General features: G+C 61.8%; 20 protein-coding genes and 1 pseudogene. 11 read left to right on the forward strand and 10 right to left on the reverse strand.

The genetic code is table 11. The features are described from left to right. The first annotated feature begins 56 nt into the window (after positions 1-56). Together C8029_RS11180 and C8029_RS11185 are read left to right on the forward strand one after the other, a co-directional pair. Positions 57-476 (forward strand): hypothetical protein, encoded by a 420-nt coding sequence (locus C8029_RS11180; RefSeq protein WP_009574195.1) that lies wholly within the window; start codon positions 57-59, stop codon positions 474-476. Then, complete coding sequence (locus C8029_RS11185; protein WP_009574194.1) at positions 469-1,113, forward strand: DUF8835 domain-containing pootine; 645 nt, start codon at positions 469-471, stop codon at positions 1,111-1,113. Before C8029_RS11180 ends, C8029_RS11185 begins: the two co-directional genes overlap by 8 nt. A gap of 56 nt (positions 1,114-1,169) precedes the next feature. Here C8029_RS11185 and C8029_RS11190 read toward each other — a convergent pair whose 3' ends face one another. After that, on the reverse strand, positions 1,170-1,784 hold the full coding sequence (locus tag C8029_RS11190; protein ID WP_226562389.1) for an Abi family protein: 615 nt from the start codon (positions 1,782-1,784) through the stop codon (positions 1,170-1,172). Between the two features lie 361 nt (positions 1,785-2,145). Next, positions 2,146-2,431, reverse strand: a pseudogene (locus C8029_RS11195) (hypothetical protein). A gap of 176 nt (positions 2,432-2,607) precedes the next feature. Here C8029_RS11195 and C8029_RS11200 point away from each other — a divergent pair. From C8029_RS11200 to C8029_RS11215, 4 genes are all read left to right on the forward strand, one after another. Next, complete coding sequence (locus C8029_RS11200; protein WP_090062984.1) at positions 2,608-7,002, forward strand: bifunctional class I SAM-dependent methyltransferase/DEAD/DEAH box helicase; 4,395 nt, start codon at positions 2,608-2,610, stop codon at positions 7,000-7,002. A gap of 3 nt (positions 7,003-7,005) precedes the next feature. Then, positions 7,006-8,037, forward strand: a complete 1,032-nt coding sequence (locus C8029_RS11205; protein WP_074646426.1) for a DUF7146 domain-containing protein — start codon at positions 7,006-7,008, stop codon at positions 8,035-8,037. Between the two features lie 362 nt (positions 8,038-8,399). Further along, on the forward strand, positions 8,400-9,332 hold the full coding sequence (locus tag C8029_RS11210; protein WP_009574188.1) for a DUF2493 domain-containing protein: 933 nt from the start codon (positions 8,400-8,402) through the stop codon (positions 9,330-9,332). 84 nt (positions 9,333-9,416) lie between these two features. Further along, a complete protein-coding gene (locus tag C8029_RS11215) occupies positions 9,417-9,689 on the forward strand; it encodes a WGR domain-containing protein (protein WP_074646427.1) in 273 nt (90 codons plus the stop codon). Positions 9,690-9,950: 261 nt separating this feature from the next. On the opposite strand, the gene C8029_RS11220 is transcribed toward C8029_RS11215, so the two are convergent. Genes C8029_RS11220 through C8029_RS11230 form a run of 3 tightly spaced genes read right to left on the reverse strand, consistent with a single transcriptional unit; the run spans position 9,951 to position 11,726 of the window. Then, entirely contained in the window at positions 9,951-10,739 is a 789-nt protein-coding gene (locus C8029_RS11220; protein ID WP_009574185.1) for an ImmA/IrrE family metallo-endopeptidase, read from the reverse strand. After that, positions 10,736-11,149 (reverse strand): hypothetical protein, encoded by a 414-nt coding sequence (locus C8029_RS11225; protein WP_074646428.1) that lies wholly within the window; start codon positions 11,147-11,149, stop codon positions 10,736-10,738. The genes C8029_RS11220 and C8029_RS11225 overlap by 4 nt, the downstream gene beginning before the upstream one ends. After that, positions 11,136-11,726, reverse strand: coding sequence for a hypothetical protein (locus C8029_RS11230; protein ID WP_009574182.1), 591 nt, complete (start codon positions 11,724-11,726; stop codon positions 11,136-11,138). Before C8029_RS11230 ends, C8029_RS11225 begins: the two co-directional genes overlap by 14 nt. Before the next feature lie 162 nt (positions 11,727-11,888). Between C8029_RS11230 and C8029_RS11235 the strand changes: the two genes are divergently transcribed. The 5 genes from C8029_RS11235 (at position 11,889) to C8029_RS11255 (ending at position 15,345) form a co-directional block, all read left to right on the forward strand. Continuing rightward, a complete protein-coding gene (locus tag C8029_RS11235) occupies positions 11,889-12,428 on the forward strand; it encodes a multiubiquitin domain-containing protein (protein WP_051130673.1) in 540 nt (179 codons plus the stop codon). After that, entirely contained in the window at positions 12,425-12,805 is a 381-nt protein-coding gene (locus C8029_RS11240; RefSeq protein WP_040403102.1) for an E2/UBC family protein, read from the forward strand. Before C8029_RS11235 ends, C8029_RS11240 begins: the two co-directional genes overlap by 4 nt. After that, on the forward strand, positions 12,802-14,211 hold the full coding sequence (locus C8029_RS11245; protein WP_009574181.1) for a ThiF family adenylyltransferase: 1,410 nt from the start codon (positions 12,802-12,804) through the stop codon (positions 14,209-14,211). Before C8029_RS11240 ends, C8029_RS11245 begins: the two co-directional genes overlap by 4 nt. A gap of 5 nt (positions 14,212-14,216) precedes the next feature. Then, entirely contained in the window at positions 14,217-14,576 is a 360-nt protein-coding gene (locus C8029_RS11250) for a ubiquitination-like system serine protease family protein (protein WP_226946310.1), read from the forward strand. Between the two features lie 82 nt (positions 14,577-14,658). Continuing rightward, positions 14,659-15,345 (forward strand): helix-turn-helix domain-containing protein, encoded by a 687-nt coding sequence (locus tag C8029_RS11255; protein WP_040403100.1) that lies wholly within the window; start codon positions 14,659-14,661, stop codon positions 15,343-15,345. 81 nt (positions 15,346-15,426) lie between these two features. Here C8029_RS11255 and C8029_RS11260 read toward each other — a convergent pair whose 3' ends face one another. The 5 genes from C8029_RS11260 to C8029_RS11280 form a co-directional block, all read right to left on the reverse strand. Beyond that, positions 15,427-15,882 carry a hypothetical protein gene (locus C8029_RS11260; RefSeq protein ID WP_009574178.1) on the reverse strand — a complete coding sequence of 152 codons (456 nt, stop codon included), beginning with the start codon at positions 15,880-15,882 and terminating at the stop codon, positions 15,427-15,429. Positions 15,883-16,065: 183 nt separating this feature from the next. Next, a complete protein-coding gene (locus C8029_RS11265) occupies positions 16,066-17,178 on the reverse strand; it encodes a Fic family protein (RefSeq protein ID WP_007803314.1) in 1,113 nt (370 codons plus the stop codon). 120 nt (positions 17,179-17,298) lie between these two features. Continuing rightward, positions 17,299-17,538, reverse strand: coding sequence for a hypothetical protein (locus tag C8029_RS11270; protein ID WP_043754644.1), 240 nt, complete (start codon positions 17,536-17,538; stop codon positions 17,299-17,301). Between the two features lie 161 nt (positions 17,539-17,699). After that, positions 17,700-18,341, reverse strand: coding sequence for a hypothetical protein (locus tag C8029_RS11275; protein WP_040545943.1), 642 nt, complete (start codon positions 18,339-18,341; stop codon positions 17,700-17,702). Between the two features lie 10 nt (positions 18,342-18,351). After that, a complete protein-coding gene (locus C8029_RS11280) occupies positions 18,352-19,071 on the reverse strand; it encodes a ParA family protein (protein ID WP_007803318.1) in 720 nt (239 codons plus the stop codon). Positions 19,072-19,494: the final 423 nt, after the last annotated feature.

The following is a 19,494-nucleotide window of genomic DNA, read 5'->3' on the forward strand; positions in this document are numbered from 1 at the left end:
CATCCCAATCGATCGCCCGGCCTCCTGGCCGGGTCTTCCCCATTAAGGAGGTCCCCATGGCGGATTACTTCACCCATTTCTCATGCCTGATCGACGTCGGCAGCCCCGACAAGGCCGCCCGCGCGCTCGCACTGTTTCAGGAACTTCGCGCTGCGGATCAGGACGCTGACGACCCAGATGTCGCTGGCTTCGATCTCGTGCACCAGGATGCCCCCGAGGGCAGCAGCCTCTGGATCCATGACGACGAACACGGCGATGTCGAAGCCGTCATCCGCTTCGTCTTGCGGCTCGCCGAAGACCTCGACCTCACCGGCCTTTGGGGGTTCCAGTATGCTCTGACCTGCTCCCGGCCGCGGCTCGACGCCTTTGGCGGCGGTGCGCATGCCATCGATCTCGGCGCTCGTAAATCCATCGGCTGGTCCAGCACGCAAGAATGGTTGGTCGCGGCGCTGAACGGGGAGGACGCCGATGCCTGAGATCATCTGCGCCACTGTCTACCAGTTCCCCGAGCTCTCGGATGCGGCCAAAGAGAAGGCCCGATGCTGGTATCGCGACCTCGGGCCCCACGACGACTGGTGGGACGCGGTCTATGAAGATTTCGAGCGGGTCTGCGAAATCCTCGGCATCAGCCTGAAGACCACGCCCGTCCGCCTGATGGGCGGCGGGACGCGCCAAAAGCCATGCATCTGGTTCTCCGGGTTCTGGAGTCAGGGCGACGGGGCCTGTTTCGAAGGATACTGGTCCCACGCCAAGGGCGCGGCCGCGCGCATTCGGGACTACGCGCCCACGGACGCGACGTTGCACGGCATCGCCGACCGGCTGCAGGCCATCCAGCGGCGAAACTTCTACCAGCTCGCCGCCGAGGCCAGCCACCGTGGTCGCTACTACCATGAATGCACCATGTCGGTGGACATCACGCGGGACAGCGCGACCTGGCAGCCGCCGACTGAGGACGTGGAACAAGTCGTGACCGAGGCGCTGCGTGATCTGGCCCGCTGGCTCTACCGCCAGCTTGAAGCCGAATACGACCACCTCACCTCGGACCAGGCCATCGAGGAGGGTATCATCGTCAACGCGTATACGTTCACGGAAGGAGGGCGGCGGTTCGGGTGAGCTGATCTCGTTCCACGCTGACAAGCGGGGGCTAGTCTGTTGTCAGTCGGCAATGCTCACGGCTTCTGCCGCACGACCGTCATGACCCGGGAATATTGTTTGATCCAGATGGCCTTATCTGGGCTCAACCATTTGATCAGTTCCATGATCTGACTATACTCAGCGGTGATATTTCGATGAAGAATTGGTTCATGATGAAAGACGCGGTTGCGAAATTCACGGACATCGTCACAGCGCTTGTATAGTTGTGCATAGGAAACAGGCCCCGGCAGGTGAGGGAAGTCTCCATGCAGATTTGCCCAGAAGACGGGTTCGTGCCTTGGCAGCAGCATTTTCACCCAGAATCCAAAATTAAGCTCTGCGGTCATTCGCCCTGAGGTAACCGCGCCCGTTGTGACGAGCTTGTCGCGTGCTGTTTTTACTATGCGCTTGCCGTGGCTCTTGATCTGCAAGAGAAAGGCAGGGTCATCCCACCATTGCGGACCATAGAGCGCGATGAGGCGAACGACGATTATGTTCCTTAGACTGACCTCGGCTGCGCTCAGTACAGGGAAGAAAGCCTCACTGAGCTGAATGTTCCAGCCATAGAGGGCGAGAGCGCGATCTGGATTGTGACCAGCAGCAACGAGGTACTTCGTGAGGCGTTCTTGAGAAATTATATTTGTTACCAAGTACTTAATGCTCCGATCGACTGTTCGCACGACTTTCACACTGCGCTTGACAGTCGTGCGAAGATACCCATATATGAGAGCAATCGAAGGCAAAGTCAGGCCTTCAAACCCTTAGAAGCCCGCGACAGCCGTTACAGGTCCTCGCGGGTTTTCGCTTTTTATACATCTACTTACGGAAATCCAAGAAGATTTGGCGAGGCAAACTCTCAGCCCAATATGGTGCGGTGGCGCTTGGTCATCCCACTATTCTGCTTCTAGTCGACCTTCACCAGGAATAGCTTTTCCAAGCTCAGAGTTATGACGTGTGAAGATACCGCAGGCCTGTGACCCCGTTCGTCGGGGGGCGAGCGCCCCGTTCCTGTCACTTGTTCCCGTCGATCCACTTCGACATGAGCCCCTTGTCGCGGAAGCATTCGTCCGGTACGGCGCGCCTTTTGATCCGGGCGAGTTTCTCAGCGAAGGCCACCTGCTTGGACGTGGGCAGCTGGTCCATGTCCGATACCGGCTTCAGCTGGGCCTGAGCCTCGATCCAAGCGCTCAAAGAGCTGAACCTCCCAGGGCAGGAGCGTCCGGTTGCGCAGGGCGAGCGACCGCGCATAGGCAATCTGCTTGGGCGTTACGGGCAGGACGTGCTTGGTGCTTTCCATGGTGAAACCCCCTTTCTGGCTTGGCTCCAAAATAGAACATAACAAGAACAACATCAAGCTAAGCGTCGGGAACACTTTGGTGCGAGAGGGAGAGAGGGGCCGGGAAAGATCAGGTCCGAGGCTGCCCGAGAGAGGGTGTCCGGGCCTGATCCTGTCCTTCATTCCGGAGTTTCCCGATGACCCATCTTGCCCCCGTTGCGCAGGCGTCCTTGCCTGCGCCTATTGTCCCGTTGGCAGCAAATCCTGCCCCTGCGATCGTTGCTGTTGCCGAAGCGCTGCAGCCCGATCTGGCGCAAGGGCATCAGATCGACGCGCTGCGCCTGCGCCGCGAGATGGAACATGCCTTTGGCGGTTCCGATGCGACCGGTGCCTGGGACTGGAAGCTCGCCTATGAGGCGGGCGAGGTGGCGCTAATCCTCTTCCTGCGAAAGTTCGGTCGGGCGCTGCTCGCGCGTGCCGGCGCGCCTGCGGCGCTCTTGCCGATCCTCGCCAAGGTGGCAGGCCTCTTGCCCACGCACACCCGGCGGTCGGAAGAGATGGAGCGCTTTCAGCAATTCTCGACGCCGCTGCCCATGGGGCTCGCGGCTGTGGCGGCAGCACAGATCACGCCCCGTGATCTTGTCCTAGAGCCGTCTGCCGGGACCGGGCTCCTGGCGATCCTCGCCGAGATCGCCGGCGGCACTCTGGCTCTGAACGAGTTGGCGGACACCCGCGCCGACCTTCTTCGCTTGCTGTTCCCGGGCCGACCAGTCACGGGGTTTGATGCCGCGCAGATCGACGATCATCTCGATGCCTGCTCAAGCCCGAGCGTCATTCTGATGAACCCGCCCTTCTCGGCCCAAGCCAATGTCGATGGTCGGTCGACCGAGGCGACGGCCCGACATCTGCGCTCGGCCCTTGCGCGCTTAGTTCCCGGCGGACGGCTCGTCGCCATCACCGGAGCCGGTTTCGCGCCGGATGCGCCTGCCTGGGCCGAGACCTTCGGCCGTCTGACCGAGACCGCCCATCTCGTCTTCACCGGCGCGGTGTCGGGCGCGGCTTTCGCCAAGCACGGCACCAGCTTCGAGACGCGGATTTCTGTCTTTGACAAATGCCGCGGCGGTGAGCCGGGCGGCATCACCGCAGACCTGCGCCAACCCACATCCTCGGACGTGGCACATCTGATGTCCCGGGTCACTGCCGAGGTTCCGCCGCGCCTCGAACTGGATCTAGCTCCTGCTGCGGGGCAGGGCCATTCTTCCCCCTTTCCGGGAAATTCTCACCTCACCACCCGCAAACCCGTCCGCCGACCGCACGCGACCTCTGCAGCCAATCCGGCGAAGCCTGAAACCCAGACTGAGGCCGAGGACCTAAACTACGCACTCCGCGACGCCGCCGAGGACGAAGACGCCGCACGGCTGTCCGATGCGATCTACGAGACCTTCCGTCTGCAGGCTATCGACATCCCAGACGCCGCATCGCACCCGACCAAGCTTGTGCAATCGGCGGCCATGGCCTCTGTCGCACCGCCGAAACCCACGTACCGCCCCAAGCTGCCCCCGGCCGTCCTGCGCGACGGCCTGCTGTCCGACGCGCAGCTCGAGACCGTCATCTACGCGGGCGAGGCGCATGGCGCGCATCTCACTGGGTCTTGGACCGTCGATGAGACCGGAGACGTGGTCTCCGCTGCACCGGACGATGCCGCTGACGCCGTCCGCTTCCGCCGCGGCTTCTTCCTCGGCGATGGCACCGGGGCGGGAAAGGGCCGTCAGTCGGCCGGGATTCTGCTCGACAACTGGGCCCGAGGAAGACGCAAGGCGCTCTGGATCTCGAAGAGCGACAAGCTTCTGGAGGATGCGCAGCGCGACTGGTCGGCGCTTGGCCAGGAGCGGCTTCTGGTGACGCCGCTGTCGCGTTTCGCACAAGGGCGCGACATCCCTCTGACCGAGGGCATTCTCTTCACCACCTATGCGACGCTGCGCTCGGAAGAACGGGGGGCCAAGAAATCCCGCGTTGAACAGATCGTCGACTGGCTCGGGACGGATTTTGACGGGGTGATCATCTTCGACGAAAGCCATGCCATGGCCAATGCCGCCGGGGGCAAAGGCGAGCGGGGCGATACCATGGCATCGCAGCAGGGCAGGGCGGGTCTGCGCCTGCAGCACAAACTTCCGAATGCCCGCGTGGTCTATGTCTCGGCCACGGGCGCGACGACGGTCCACAACCTTGCCTATGCTCAGCGTCTCGGGCTCTGGGGCGGGGAGGATTTCCCCTTTCAGACCCGGTCGGAATTCGTGGAAGCCATTGAGGCTGGCGGGGTCGCGGCGATGGAGGTTCTGGCCCGCGACCTCCGGGCGCTCGGCCTCTACACAGCGCGGTCGCTTTCCTATGACGGTGTCGAATACGAGATGCTGGAACATGCTCTTAGCTCCGAGCAGCGCGGCATTTACGATGCCTATGCCGGGGCCTTCGCCATCATTCACAACAACCTGACCGCGGCGTTGGAGGCGGCGAACATTTCTGGCGCGGCCGACGGGCCGAGCGGGTCGGGCACGCTGAACCGCCAGGCGAAATCCGCTGCGCGGTCAGCCTTCGAGTCAGCCAAGCAGCGCTTCTTCGGCCATTTGCTCACCTCGATGAAGACCCCCATGCTTATCGCATCCATCGATGCAGATATGGCTGCGGGTCACGCGGCGGTCATCCAGATCGTCTCGACGGGTGAGGCACTGATGGAACGCCGCCTGTCGGAGATTCCGACCGAGGAGTGGAACGACATCCGGGTCGACATCACGCCCAGGGAATACGTTCTGGACTACCTCGCCCATTCCTTCCCGGTGCAGCTCTACGAGCCTTTCACCGACAGCGAGGGTAACCTCTCGTCGCGCCCCGTCACGCGCGACGGCCAACCGGTGGAGTGCCGCGAAGCCGTCCGCCGTCGTGACGCGCTGATCGAGAAACTGGCTTCGCTTCCGCCGGTGCCGGGTGCACTCGACCAGATCGTCCAGCGCTTCGGCACGGATCTCGTGGCCGAAGTCACGGGGCGCTCGCGGCGCATCGTGCGGAAGGGCGAAGGGCATTCGGCACGGCTCGTGGTGGAGAACCGGGCTGGAGCCGCGAACCTCGCGGAAACCCAAGCCTTCATGGATGACGAAAAGCGTATCCTGATCTTCTCGGATGCCGGCGGCACCGGGCGCAGCTATCACGCCGATCTCGCGGCGAAGAACCAGCGCCTGCGGGTCCACTACCTCCTGGAGCCCGGCTGGAAGGCAGACGCGGCGATTCAGGGCCTCGGGCGCACCAACCGCACCAATCAGGCGCAGCCGCCGCTCTTTCGGCCGGTCGCCACCGATGTGAAGGCGGAAAAGCGGTTCCTGTCGACCATTGCGCGACGTCTCGACACGCTTGGCGCTATAACGCGCGGCCAGCGCCAGACCGGCGGGCAAGGGCTGTTCCGGCCCGAAGACAACCTCGAGTCGCCCTACGCCCGCGACGCCCTGCGCCAGCTTTACCGCCGCATCTATCGCGGCGATCTGGCCGGATGTTCGCTCGGGGCTTTCGAGGATGCGACCGGGCTCAGCCTGACCGATGAAAACGGGCTGAAGGATGACCTGCCGCCGATCACGACCTTCCTCAATCGCCTGCTGGCGCTGACGATCGACATGCAGGCCGTGCTGTTCGCGGGTTTCGAAGAACTCCTCGATCAGCGAATTGAGGGCGCCATCGCCGCCGGGGTCTATGATCTCGGGCTCGAGACACTCCGTGCCGAGAGCTTCCGGGTGACCGACGTACAGGTCATCTACACCCATCCGGGCTCCGGCGCGGAAACCCAGCTGCTGACCATCGCGGAAAAGCGCCGCAACACGCCTACCGCGCTCGCGGATGCGCTGGACTGGCTCGATGACCCGAAGGCACGCTTGCTGGTCAACAGCCGCTCGGGTCGGGCTGCAGTGCAGGTGCCCGCCACCAGCCTGATGCTCGATGATGGCACCATCGAGCCGCGCCTGCGCCTGATCCGCCCGCTTGATGCCAGCACGGTCCCGGCCAAGGTCATGGAGGACACCCACTGGCTCGAGGCCGACCGCGCGGCCTTCACTGCGGCGTGGACTGCGGAACTGGCCGAGGTGCCGGAGTTTTCGGTCTCCACACTGCACATCGTGGCAGGTCTGCTGCTGCCGATCTGGAAGCAGCTCCCCCAGGATGAAACCCGCGTCTACCGCCTGCAGACCGATGACGGTCAGCGCATCATCGGTCGACGAGTCTCGCCTGCCTGGGTCGCGACCACGCTGGCCGCCGATGCGCCCAAGCTCTCGGCCGCGCAGGTCCATGCCCTCGTTCTGGAGGGAAAGACTGTGGTGCGCTTGGCCGAAGGGATGGAGTTGCACCGCTCCCGTGTCATGGGCGTGAACCGGATCGAACTCTCGGGCTTCTCGGAGGCCGCCAAGGATCGGCTCAAGGCCGATGGCTTCTTCTCGGAGATCATCAGCTGGAAGCTTCGGCTGTTTTGCCCGACCGACGCCGATGGCATCGAGATACTGGATCGTCTGCTTGCACGTTGTCCTGTCGCAAGGCTACATGATCGCGGAGGTTGTTGACCCATGTATTCCGAGACCGAAGACCTCGTGCGCGATCTGGCTGAAAATGCCGAAGGCGTCTGTCGTGCCTACCTTCCCGCCGGACGGCGGGAAGGATCCTACTGGATCGTCGGCGATCTGCAGAACAACCCCGGCCGGTCGCTCTTCGTGCGGTTGACGGGCCCTGCGTCGGGACCAGGGGCAGCGGGCAAGTTTACGGATGGGGCCACAGGCGAGCATGGCGATCTCTTGGACATCATCCGCGCCCGGATGGGGATCACGCGCTTCCCCGACCTTCTCGCCGAGGCCCGAGCGCATCTTGGCCGTCCGCAGCCGGTCGTCCCGGATAGGCAAGAGCCGAGGAAGGCCAAGGCGCTCGGTGGCACTCCTGCGGCGGCGGCGCGTTTGTTCGCTGCCTCGAACCCGATCACAGGCACGCTTGCTGAGACCTACCTCCGTTCCCGAGGCATCACCCAATTCGGGGCGAACGGCGCCTTACGCTTCCACCCGAAGTGCTGGCATCGGGAAGAGGGGCAGACCCGGAACATCCCCAGACCGGCGATGATCGCGGCGGTTACCGATGGGGCAGGGGCCGTTCAGGGCGTGCATCGCACCTGGTTGGCCGCTGACGGGCAGGGGAAGGCGGCAGTGAAGCCAGAGCGTCGGGCTATGGGTCACCTCCTCGGCAATGCTGTCAGGCTGACCCCGCAGGATGACATCCTCGTCATCGGCGAAGGCATCGAGACCATGCTGTCCCTGTCCGAGGCAATCCCAGGTCTGCCCGTCTGGGCGGCGCTCTCGTCGGGACACCTCGGGGCGGTTCTGCTGCCGGAGGGGCTCCAGCGCCTCTACATCGCCATCGATCGCGATCCGGCCGGGCATCGCGCGGCAGAGAAGTTGAGCGCCAGAGCCTCCGAGGTCGGGGTGCACGTGCGCGTGCTGGAGCCGCGGCTCGGGGATTTCAACGATGATCTTCGGGCAAACGGCAAGGACGCGCTGCGCCAGCATCTGGCGGGTCAGATCGGGCCAGAGGATCGGCATCGCCTGCCCAGCTGAGCTGCATCGCGCAGGGGGGGCTGGGAGTACGGGGAAGGGGGCTGCATCCCAGTCGTGGCTTTGGATCGTCGTCCTCACCCCATCCCGGGCCTTCCGCATCCACCCGTCACCCGAGCGGCCTTCAAGAGATGGGCAGGCCGTCAAAGCAGTTGCCCCTGCAAGGTCGGAAGGGAAGCTATTTCCGCCGGCGGCAAAGCCGCCTTTGCATCGCGAGACAAATAGCTTCCCTGCCGACCTCCTCCACGTTGTTCCGGCCCCGGTGAAGCCGGGGTGAAGGGGCAACCGCCCCGACGGCTCGGGTCTGCCCATGAAGGCCGCGCGGGATGACGCGCGGACGAGACAGGCCCGGAGGCAAGAAACCGATGACGATCCACACCCACGACGACGCGTATGAACCCGCCCATAGCGCATCCCAGACCGCCCATGCGCTCGACGAGCTCCAGCTCTACGGCTATCGCCCCTTTGACGGGCCCGATCCGCGCCCGATGCCCGATGGGCAGCGCCTCGCCGTCGCCGTCGCCGACATCTTCGACGCCCTCGTCGCGACCCTGGAAGACACCCGTATGGAACCCGACCTCGAAGAGGTGCTCTGGGGCCAGGTCAACCTCTTCCACCGCGCCACGGCCCGGATCGAGCGGACGCTCGATGAGAACGAGCAGGCGCAGCGCCGCCTCCAGCGCGAGCAGGACGGCTCCGAAGTGAAGTCCGTCGAACTCGAGCGCCTGACGGCCGAAGGCCTGACTCTCGTTGAACGGCGCAACTGCATGGACATGATGCGCGATCACGCCGCCACCGAGTTCGTCCATCACACGGGATCGACCTGGCGCCCCCGCACCGGATCAATCGTGAACCGCCAGCACATGACCGCCGCTCTGATCGACAGCCGCGATTTCCTGGCCGCCAAGCGCCGCGCCGAGACCGAAGTGATGCTGCCCGCTGGTCCCAAGGTCGCCCTCACCGGCGGGACCGATTTCAACGATCACCGCCTGATCTGGGGCAAGCTCGACCAGGTCCGGACCAAGTATCCCGACATGGTCCTCCTGCACGGTGGCAGCCCCAAAGGCGCAGAGCTCATCGCCGCCAAATGGGCCGAGGCTCGCAGCGTGACGCAGGTGGCCTTCAAGCCCGACTGGACCAAGCACGCCAAGGCAGCGCCCTTCAAGCGCAACGACGCGATGCTGGATGTGCTCCCGGTCGGGGTCCTCGTCTTCCCCGGAACCGGTATCCAGGAAAACCTCGCCGACAAGGCCAAGAAGCTCGGCATCCCGGTCATGAAGTTCGAGAAGGGGGCGTGAGCCCTCTCTTTCTTTTCGGGACAGAACAATGTGGAAACGTCGAAGAGCGCTTGATATTGTGGTCTGGAGAGAGGCGCCAACAACATGTTCGACACGTCGCAGCAAATGGAAGTGTTCCCGACAACGGTCGATCTCAAGCGGATCGACCCGTCTCTCAACATGCGGCGCTTCTATCGAATGAGCGTTCAGCCGGACCTGTTTGGCGGCGCATGCCTTGTGCGGGAATGGGGCCGTATCGGGCTTCGAGGGCAGATGCTAATCGAACAGCATGATGACGAGGGCAGGGCGGTCAACGCTCTGATGAAGCTGTCGGCGACGAAGAAGCGGCGGGGCTACAAATTATTGGGCGAAATTTGAAGAAGCGGCCCGATGCAGCCACTGACTTTGAACTCAAACGCTGCACGGTCATTTCCCAAGAGATGTATTGCTTTGAAGCGATACGCGAAAGGCTGTGAACGTGAAGCGCAAGCCGACCAAGCACGTGATCTAGAGCAGGAGCGGCAGGTGTACGAACGCATGCTTGGGAGACAGTCTGAGGCATCTCGTCAATACAGCGTGGGTAAATTTAAGTCAGCTTGAGCACTTGCTGGGTGAAGAAGCTATTGAAGTTGTGAATTTTTATCGCGCCATCATGTATTCGCTCTTCAGGACCAGCAAGGTCATGACCTCGTCGTCACCCACACGGAACGACTGCTCAGCAAGCTCATACCGATCGGCGCCCTCTGTATCGAACCAGGTGTCCGCGTCCATAAGAGACAGCGAGATGTCGTCCCGGGCTCCCTTGTGCAGGATATCGTGAGCGTTGCTCTGCGGGTCAAGTGTTCGACGCAGGAACCATCGCTCCCCGACGCTCTTCGATCTCTTGAACCAGTTGAGGCCGCCGCGGCTGTAAGAGGCCAGGAGGCTCGGCTCGAAATCCAGATCCACCAAGCGATACGCCATGGCCGTCTTGCTGACAGAAAAGGCGTCCGAAAGAAGACGGACGGTGCGCATATCGAATTTCTTGAAGTCATTCAGAGCGCTCTTGAGCATGAACTCCGGCATCAACAGCTCTGAGGCGAACCGGTTGGCGCCCTTCTCTCGGGACATTCCTCGTTCCCGCCCCTTGCTACCCCCGATATCCTCTTTTGCACAAAACAGATGTTCTCCCCTGTGCCATTCCCAGTGCCCCAGTTCGTGTGCGAGGGAGAACCTCTGGCGCCGTAGATTTCCATGCGCGTCATTCACGGCGATTATCGCGCGGCCGACGTCAGCTCGACCATGGATGCAAGCCTCACATCCGTCCATTTCCCGGTAGTCAACCTTGGCACCTTGAAGCCAGGCAATGGCTTCAAGGTTGATGTCTTCCGGTCGCTTCAGGCGCAAAGCCTGGAGGATCTCCTCAGCACGACGCGGAGAATGAGTCATTCTTCATCGCCGTTTTTGTCAGGCCAAGCGTCATCGTCGAACAGGTCTTCCAAGTCCTTCTCGATCCCTTTTCTGTCTCTCTCCGACAGCTTCTTTCCATGACGAGCGGCCACCGTATCGGGCATGAAGTTGCCAGGCCTGTTCGCAGGCCTGCGTTGAGCCATGGAGACGACATTTTGGTCGCGCGTTGCACGATCTTGCTCAGCTGCGGCCTTGGCTTCCTTCATTGCCATTTCGGCGACCTCGTCTTTCGCGGTCTCCAGCCAAGCTCTCATGCGATCACCGAAAGCAGCAATGTCCTCCCCGGCCTCTTCAGCCTCTTTTCGAATATCCTCGTCTGAAGCGTTCGTGATAGCTTCGTCGATTTCCTCCGCCAGGCGATCTTGAAAGGTTTTCTTATCCTTCGCCATTGAGCATCTCTTTCATTTCCGGGTGTGCGTTGCGTGTCCTTTTGACCCGCTGCACCACCGTGTTGTATTCCCTTTCATTCCAGTCGAGGCCCGTCATGATCTCGGACTTCGATTGCCCTTCCTCCAGAGCCAGGAGGTATAGCTGTGAATCGTCATCACCCTCGAAGAGCGCCATGAAGCGGGCCATAAATTCTTTCTCGAAGAGCTGCCCTTCTTGGTTGCACGACGAGGCAATGTCCTTCGCGGCCTCCATGTCTTTGTCGGCGTTCTTGCGAAACCCGATCTTAGGCCGCTCCGATGCAATGCTCCGCATCACGCCGGAGAGAAAGTCCATAAGTGCAACACCTTTGGGCCATTGGCGTGTCCCGGTGATCTCACTTTTCATCACCCTCATGACGGCCTCTTGAAGGACCTCCTCCTCGTCGCCGACTCGGTTGTTCCGAATGCACCAGTTACGCGCCTTCTGAAGGAGCTTTCTGAGTGCGACATCATCGCGGAAGAGAAGGTCCAGTTCGTCAGTGAATTCCTTGAGGGTATTGAACTCTTGGGGTGTGTCTTTCGCCATGCCAATCGCCATCTTCGCTGCTCTTAATATACATATGCGCACGCAGCGACCTATCGCAGTCAAGAAAATTCAAAAAAATATTAAGGCTACGAACGCGAACACTCTTGTGCCGCGCATACACCATTGATGGCGCCTGCTGCGGGCGTCGAGCAGACAAGAAAAGGATTTGCTGCCATGACTACCGAACAGATGGAAATCGAAGATCTCCAGGCCGCCCTGAAGGCCGGCCGCAAGCCCCGCGACCACGGACCCTACAAGGTCAAAGTCGGCGACCACGACCTGAAGTTCACCGACGCCGTCATCGACGATCCGACGCCCACCGGCCGCCAGATCATCGAGGGGGCCGACTTCCGTAAGGCCGAGGAACACCTCGTGTTCCAGGTGCTGCGCAACGGTGAACTTGAAGAACTGCGCCTCGAGGAAACCACGGATCTGCGCCCTGGCCAGGTCGAGCGCTTCCTGGTCTTCCCGAGCGCGGAATCCTTCCGCTTCGACATCGATGGCAAACGCCTCGAGTGGGGCCACAAGGTCATCAGCGGGCGCGTGCTCAAGAAGCTGGCCGGGGTCGATCCCGCGAAGTTCGCCGTCTGGCAGGTGATCCCCGGCAAGGATGACATCCTGGTCGGCGACACCGATCTGATCTGCCTCGCGGATGCTGGCCTGGAGCACTTCTTCACCGGCGTGCCCCAGACCACGGAAGGGGGTGCGGCATGAGCCTCCTCCCCCGTCAGGATCGCCTCTACCTCGAGGGTCGCGGCATCACCGTTCGCGAGGTCATCGAAGGCGGAAAGAAGGGCGTGATCCTCACCGGGATCACGCTGCCGGAAGGCAAGTATCAGGTCGCCCAGGTGGATATCCTGATCCTGCTGCCGCCCTCGTATCCCGAGGTCGCCCCCGACATGTTCTACGCCGTGCCGCATCTGAAGCTCCTTGCCGGCCAGCGTGAGCCCCGCTGCACGCAGGCACGCCAGGCCTTTGATGGCCAGAACTGGCAGCGCTGGTCTCGCCATAACAACCAGTGGCGTCCCGGCACCGACGGCATCTGGACCATGCTGAAGCGGGTCGAAGAGGCCCTGGAGGTGGCGGCATGAAGCGCAGCGACATCACCCTCCACGCCCGTCACCGCGACAAGCTGCAGGCGCTGCTCGCGCACCCCCGTGGGCACGAGGGCGCCGCCTACATGCTGCTCGGCAAAAGCGAGATCGCGCAGGACCCCTGGGACCTCGAGCCGCGGACCCGTTACACCTCCTACGAGGTCATCGCGATCCCGCAGGAGGACCGCGTCGATGCCAGCGACAAGCACGTCACCTGGAATACCAACTCCTTCGCCCAGCTCTGTCGCCGGGCCAAGGAGGAAGGCCTGGTGCCGGCGATCGTTCATAGTCACCCGGGAGGCTTCGACGGTTTCTCGGACCAGGACGATCGCAACGAGCGCGACCTCTTCACCATGGCTCGGAACCGTAACGGCGAGGGGACACGCTTGGTGAGCGTCGTGCAAGTCGGTGACGGCCTCTACCGGGCACGGGTCTGGGAAGACGACATGGCACCCTTGCCCTGTCACCGCGTGACCGTCATCGGCATTCGGCTCGAGATCCAGTCGACCGACGTGCCGACCCCGTCGGAAGCCTTGGCCCGGCAGGCACTGGCCTTCGGGCCGGAGGTCAACGGACTCCTCAAACAGCTCTCCGTTGCCGTGGTCGGCTGCGGCGGCACCGGCAGCCCGGTGGTCCATCTCCTCGCTCGCCTCGGCGTGGGGCGCATCTTGGTCATCGACGATGACGTGGTCGAGCATTCCAACCTGAACCGCCTGTATGGCGCGACCCGAAAGGATGCCGAAAACGCGGTGCCCAAGGTCGACGTCATGGCGCGCGAGGTGACGATGATGGGCCTCGACGTCGAGATCCGGTCGATGAACGGCTGGGTGGATGCGCCGCATATCCGTGACGCGCTGAAATCCTGCGACGTCATCTTCGGATGCACGGACGATCACGCCGGGCGCCTCTACCTGAACCGCGTGGCGCACTTCTACCTGATCCCGGTCATCGATGTCGGGCTGGTCCTCATGCCCCGTGACGATGGTGAGCCCGGCCTCCTCGAGATGGCCGCGCGGGTCAGCGTGCTGTTTCCCACGTCGGCGTGCCACGGCTGCCGCGGCACAGTCGATCGCGTCAGGGCTCGCGAGGAGGACCTCCAGCGATCGGACCCCGCCGAATATGAACGGCAGAAGACCGAAGCCTACGTCCGCGGCGGAGGTAATCCCGCGCCGGCCGTCGTGACCTTCACCTCCGAGGCCGCCACCATGGCAGTGAACGAACTTCTTGCCGGTCTCGTCGACTTCCGCGGCGGCGGTGGATGGACATGGCAACGCTATCGCAAGCTCGACAAGGGTTTAGAGCGTTCGCAGGCGGCGCAGCCCCGGTCCGACTGCCCGGTCTGCGGCAGCGAGGAATACTGGGGTCTCGGCGACATCGATCCGTTCCTGGATCGCATCGGGTGAGCGGGATGATGATCGACATTCTGCGGAAGAGCCTCGAGCTCTTCCGCCTCATTCCACGAAGTGATCTGCTTGCCAGGGTAACACCCACACACCCGACGCCGGATCAGATCGTGCCGGGGGAGATGACCATCGTGCGCGATGGCGTCGACAAATGGGCCTGCTTCCACTGCCCTGGTGGGTGCGGCGAGACCATCAAACTGTCCCTCAGCAAGAACCGGAGGCCCAGGTGGACGGCCATGTCAGACTGGCTGAGGCGCCCGACCATCTCGCCGTCGGTCCGCCAGACGAACGAATGCCGGTGTCACTTCTGGATCCGGCAGGGGCGGATTGACTGGTGCAAGGACAGCGGCCCCGGGGCGGGATAACAGTCGAGCGTTCGGGTTGCGTTCGGGGCCCCCCCAGAGCCGGCGTGCCATGCTATTCCTGTCAGCAACATGGAGTGATCTGATGGAAACGATGGAACGAGACGCCGAGTATATCGCCAACCAGTGCAAGTATATCCGCAAGATGTTCTCTCTAACCCAGGAGAACCTTGCGGACACCTCCGGGTTGACGGTCCGCACGATCCAGAAGGTGGAAAGCGGACGGCACGTGCCCGAGGTGCAGACCTTGCGAAGCCTCGCGCGCGGCCTCGGGTTCGACATCAAGGTCTTCTCCAAGCCCACCCCCGAGGAGGAGAAGCGCCAGCAGGAAGAAATGGAGCGCGCGCTGAAAAAGACGGTGCTTGTGCCCACGTCCCCCATCAGGAAGCCCAACGACTTCTATTCCCGTAACCGCGAATGGCACGGGCTCCTGATCAACGCCGGCGCGGTGGAGGCCGGCAATGCCCTCGAACTGACTGCCGCGATTTCGGACTGGATGACCGATCTGGACGGGATCTGGGATATGAGCAGCGCCGGCCAGCGGCTTGAGTATTCGGCCGCGATCTCTGCGCTGTGTCTCGAGTTGGAGGGCCTCGGATATCTCATGCACTTCGGTCACTTCCGACAGCAGCACATGCACGACAAGGGGATGATCCTGGATATCGGGATGATCACCTTTCTTCCGAAGGCCGGCCACGACGGCGTCCGCTACGGCATCGTCACCCTGGAAGACCCGTGGGAGGTTCCAGAACAGGATCGCCCCAAGCTGTGATTTGTTCTCGACGGGCCTCTCTGTCTGGTCATGACCATCATCTGCACGTCTGTCGCAGGCCTGGCCATATCGGCCGGGCCTCTACTTTTCAGAGCTGACCGTCATGAGACGACAGGCGAGCTCACGGTCGCCCCATCGGGCCGCGAAGGCCTCGCTTGTCGAGAACCAGCCGCCATCGTCGCCCTGGCCGTGGTTGGCCCCCATACAGGAACACTGGCACTCATGGCCGATGGCGTTCATGCAGGCCGGAGCGCAGATCTCCTGCTCCCGGTAGGGTTGGATGACATAGATCAGGCCCCAGCGGCGAAGACAGCGGTTCACGAGGTCATTGAACCATGCCTTGGGACTCTCCCAGCATCCCAGTGCCGAGTTCCAGCTTGGCCGGATACGCCGGCCATTCCTGAGCCAGGCATAGTTGTCGTCCGCATAAGGAAGGCGGACCCTGACCCGTTCGCCCTTGCCGTCACGGCGAAGCGCGACAGGGATTGTCTTCTGGTTCCATGCCGCCTTCAGGCGGCCTTCGTCCTGTATCGTCATGCTCGTTGCAGCTCAAACAGGCTGAATCCGGGGAAGCATTCTCAATAAAGCGCTACTTGGAGCTATTTTACCGCGCTGGTTTTTTCAGATTCTTAGCTAGCCCGATTCAAATATCAATAGGGCAAAAAAATTACATAAAACGAATTATCGGATTTTTTATAAATTGTTGTTTTCATGCAATTTTTATTCACTCCAGTCGAGTTTCAACCAGTATCGCGTGTGCCTCCGCTCGCCGGTTCGAGCGAGCACGCCCTTCTCGACCAGATCCTGCAGATCGCGGGTCGCGGTCGCGCGTGAGGTTCCGGTGATCTTGAGGTAGTTGTCGGCGCTGAGGCCGCCTTTGAAACCGCCAGGGCCTTCCCGCAACATTCGAGCGATGGCCTTGGCCTGGCGTTCGTTCAAGTGGTCTCTGTGACGATCGTAGAAGTGTGCCTTGCTGATGAAGAAGCCGACGCGGTCGAGTGTTGCCTGTTGGGCTTTCAAGACAACTTCCGCGAACCAGACGAGCCAATCGGTCACATCGAGCGTTTTTTGATGCTGCTCGAGCTGGTCGTAGTATGCCTTGCGCTGCTTCTCGATGGTGAAGGCGAGCGAGATGAGGGTCGGCTGGCCAATATTCTGCGCCAGCGACTTTTCAGCGAGGGCGCGACCCAAGCGTCCGTTGCCGTCTTCGAATGGGTGGATGCTCTCGAAATAGAGGTGGCTTAGCCCTGCGCGCGTCAGCGCTGGAAGCGGCTCTGCTCCCCCCGGCCCGGTCTTGTTGTACCAATCCGCGTATCGCTCCATCTCAGGCATGACCCGCTCCGAGGGCGGCGCTTCGAAATGGATCGTGGGCCGGTCAAGGCGGCCGGAAACGATTTGCATCGCCTCGGCGTGTTGTCGGTAGGCCCCGATGGTTTCCAACCGACTGTCATGGGACAGGAGCATTCGATGCCAGCGGTACAGCGTCTCATGGGTCAGCGGCTCTGCAAAACTGGAATAGACGTCGACCATCATTTCCGCGACGCCCTGTTCGCGCGGTTTGGCAGGGTAGCTGTCCGGATCGAGGCCCAGATGGCGGCGCAACGAAGACTGGACACTGAGCCGGTCGAGGATTTCACCCTCGATGGCGCTCGTCTGCATTGCTTCCTCGCTGAGCAGTTCGATGCGGAGTTGCTCGCGCTCCGGCTGGCTGACATGATGGACCGCGCCGAGGATTTCTCCGGACGACAGCAGGAACGTCTGCTCAAACGGCTCCAGCGCGGAGGCGTCATACCGGAAATCCGGCCAATCAGGCAGCGTCCAGTTCCAAGCCATGAGTTATAGATATCCTTTCTATAACTCACAGATAGATCACTTTTGAGGCATAGAAGTCAACTCTATCGCTCAAAGGACCTGCGGGATGGGATGACCCACAAACCGACGCGAGGCCTTGAGCTAGGCCTTTTCAAGGTGCGTCAGATCTTGCTGACGCGGTCTGGGGGTCTTCGGATCGACTGGGTTCTGTTCCGTCGCTTGAATGAATGGTTCATAGCGAACGTCCGCCATGGCGCCGTCGAACCAGGCAGGCTGCACGTCGCCATTGTTCCATTGGTACAGGTAGCCAACCAGATTTTCAGATGTCTTGCAGAGGATGCGCATGATCGGTTCGCCAGTCAGGCGGGGCTTCGTGTTCATAATGCGTTCCTCCTAAATGGACCTCGTAACTCGTCACCACTGAGGTCTGAAAATCTATATGACGCTCAATAGCGCCACGTTTTCCGCAACTGCAAGGCGAGCTTCTGCCGTTGGGCGAAAATCCACCGGCGAAATGCAAGTTATCTTTTCAGATAGATCTCTTACGGTGTGTGCTGCTCATGCGGCGATGCAGCGCGAACGGCAATTTCTTCCAAGATTTTGTCGATCTCGCCCCATATGCGTGGTTCCACTTGGCCGCGGATCAGAGCCCATTTACTCAAGACGTCGAGGGGGTCGTGGTCCCGAAGGAGCATACCCAGGCTGGCCGCATCGACTGCCAGTGATGTCCGGGCCTGCCACTGCGTGTTTCGAGTGCGCCGCTCCTCAGCAATTGGCGCGAAGACCGGCGACAGTTGCCAGCCTTTGACTGCACGGCGCAGGGCGGCACGCACCACATGTGCCGGCTCAACACCACAAGTTTCCAGCGCTGCTTCCTGTCGTTCGAGTGCGTTGACCCTGATGTCGATCTTCCGGGTCGGGCTCAAAGCTCGTGCCGAAACGGGAGCTCTCAGGCTGGTATGCGGGTCAGAGCTTTCCGCGGTGACTTGGTGCGGCGCCACGGCACTTTTCGGCGCACGCTCTGACTCGTGCCGATCAGCGCCAACGTCAGCGACTGGGGTGCCTGTCTTTGTTGCTGTGACCTGTACCTCTTCCTCCTTCTCGGGAACCTCGCGGTCACCCTGTTGCAGGGTGGCGGCGTAGGCTGGGTCGGGCCTAGTGATGGTCGGGATCTTCTTGCGCAATCGACTGTCCTCACGCAGCAAGAATGTTGTTGAGAATGTCCGTCGCCTCCTCAAGCGCCTCGACGACATGACGTACATGTGGACGCATAAGGGGGTTCGGATCGGATTGCTTTTCCAGCGCCAAGGCGTGGAGAAGCCCCTTCTGATCCATCTCCTTGTAAGTGTTTCGTCGCATCATGACGGTCTCAATCACCGGAAAACGGGTGAGCGCTTCTTCAATCAGGGCGGCGTCAGCACGGGTCGTTTTCGGGTCGACCATGTTGAGGACGACGTGGTGGCGCGGAAGGCTGGAGGGGTCGTCAACACGGGATTTCAGTTTCTCAAACCAATCAGAAGTCTGCGCTCCGACATCGAAATCAGACGTCGACAGCATGACGGGCGTCACGATGTGGTCCGCAAGCACCGCAATGCCGTCTGACCATTCGGCACCGACCCCTGCGGTATCGATGAAGATGAAGTCTGCCGTGCCTGCCATGTAGACCTGATTGATCTGATCCTCGACACCCGCCACGCTTTCGACGGTGACCGAGCAGAGAAGCGGCGAACTCAGCCCACCGGTTTCCGCCCGAGCATGCCAGGCACCGAGTACTCTCGTGCTGTCCGTGTCGATCAACATCACTCTGCGTCCGGCGGCGATCGCGGCGCTGATCAAGGCGCGCGAAAGCGTCGTTTTTCCACTGCCCCCTTTCCGGGCCATCGCTGCGATCACCACAAGATTTTCGTTCGGCATTCTGATCCTCCGCAAAAATAGTGAATCGCAACGATAATACCCAAATGTCGCTAAACGCATGAGGCGGAGGGGTCAAGCAGAAGTCGGGATGCGACCCGCGTTTGGCATGCAGCGGGCGGCGTTGTGCGATGACCGTGCGACGTCTGCCGTGGCGCCATCAGCATTCGCCGCGGGGCATCACACACCCTCCAAGTGTCGGGATACGCTTGGCGATGCGCTTCGGACAGAATGCAGGTGACGGTTAGCGCGCTCCAGACGACGGGAGGCAGTCTCGCGTATGTCGTTCTGCGGGTGACGCGAGCCGGTTAGCACGCAGCAAAACCCGTCTTGCGGGGTGCAAGAGACGGGGCGCGAAAGACGCGATGCGCGATGCGGAGACCGCATCGCGTGGTGCAATGAGCGCGACGCGCGATCCATTTGACA

Origin of the sequence: Roseobacter sp. TSBP12 (assembly GCF_009129705.1) — a bacterium.
GTDB lineage: Bacteria > Pseudomonadota > Alphaproteobacteria > Rhodobacterales > Rhodobacteraceae > Celeribacter > Celeribacter baekdonensis_A.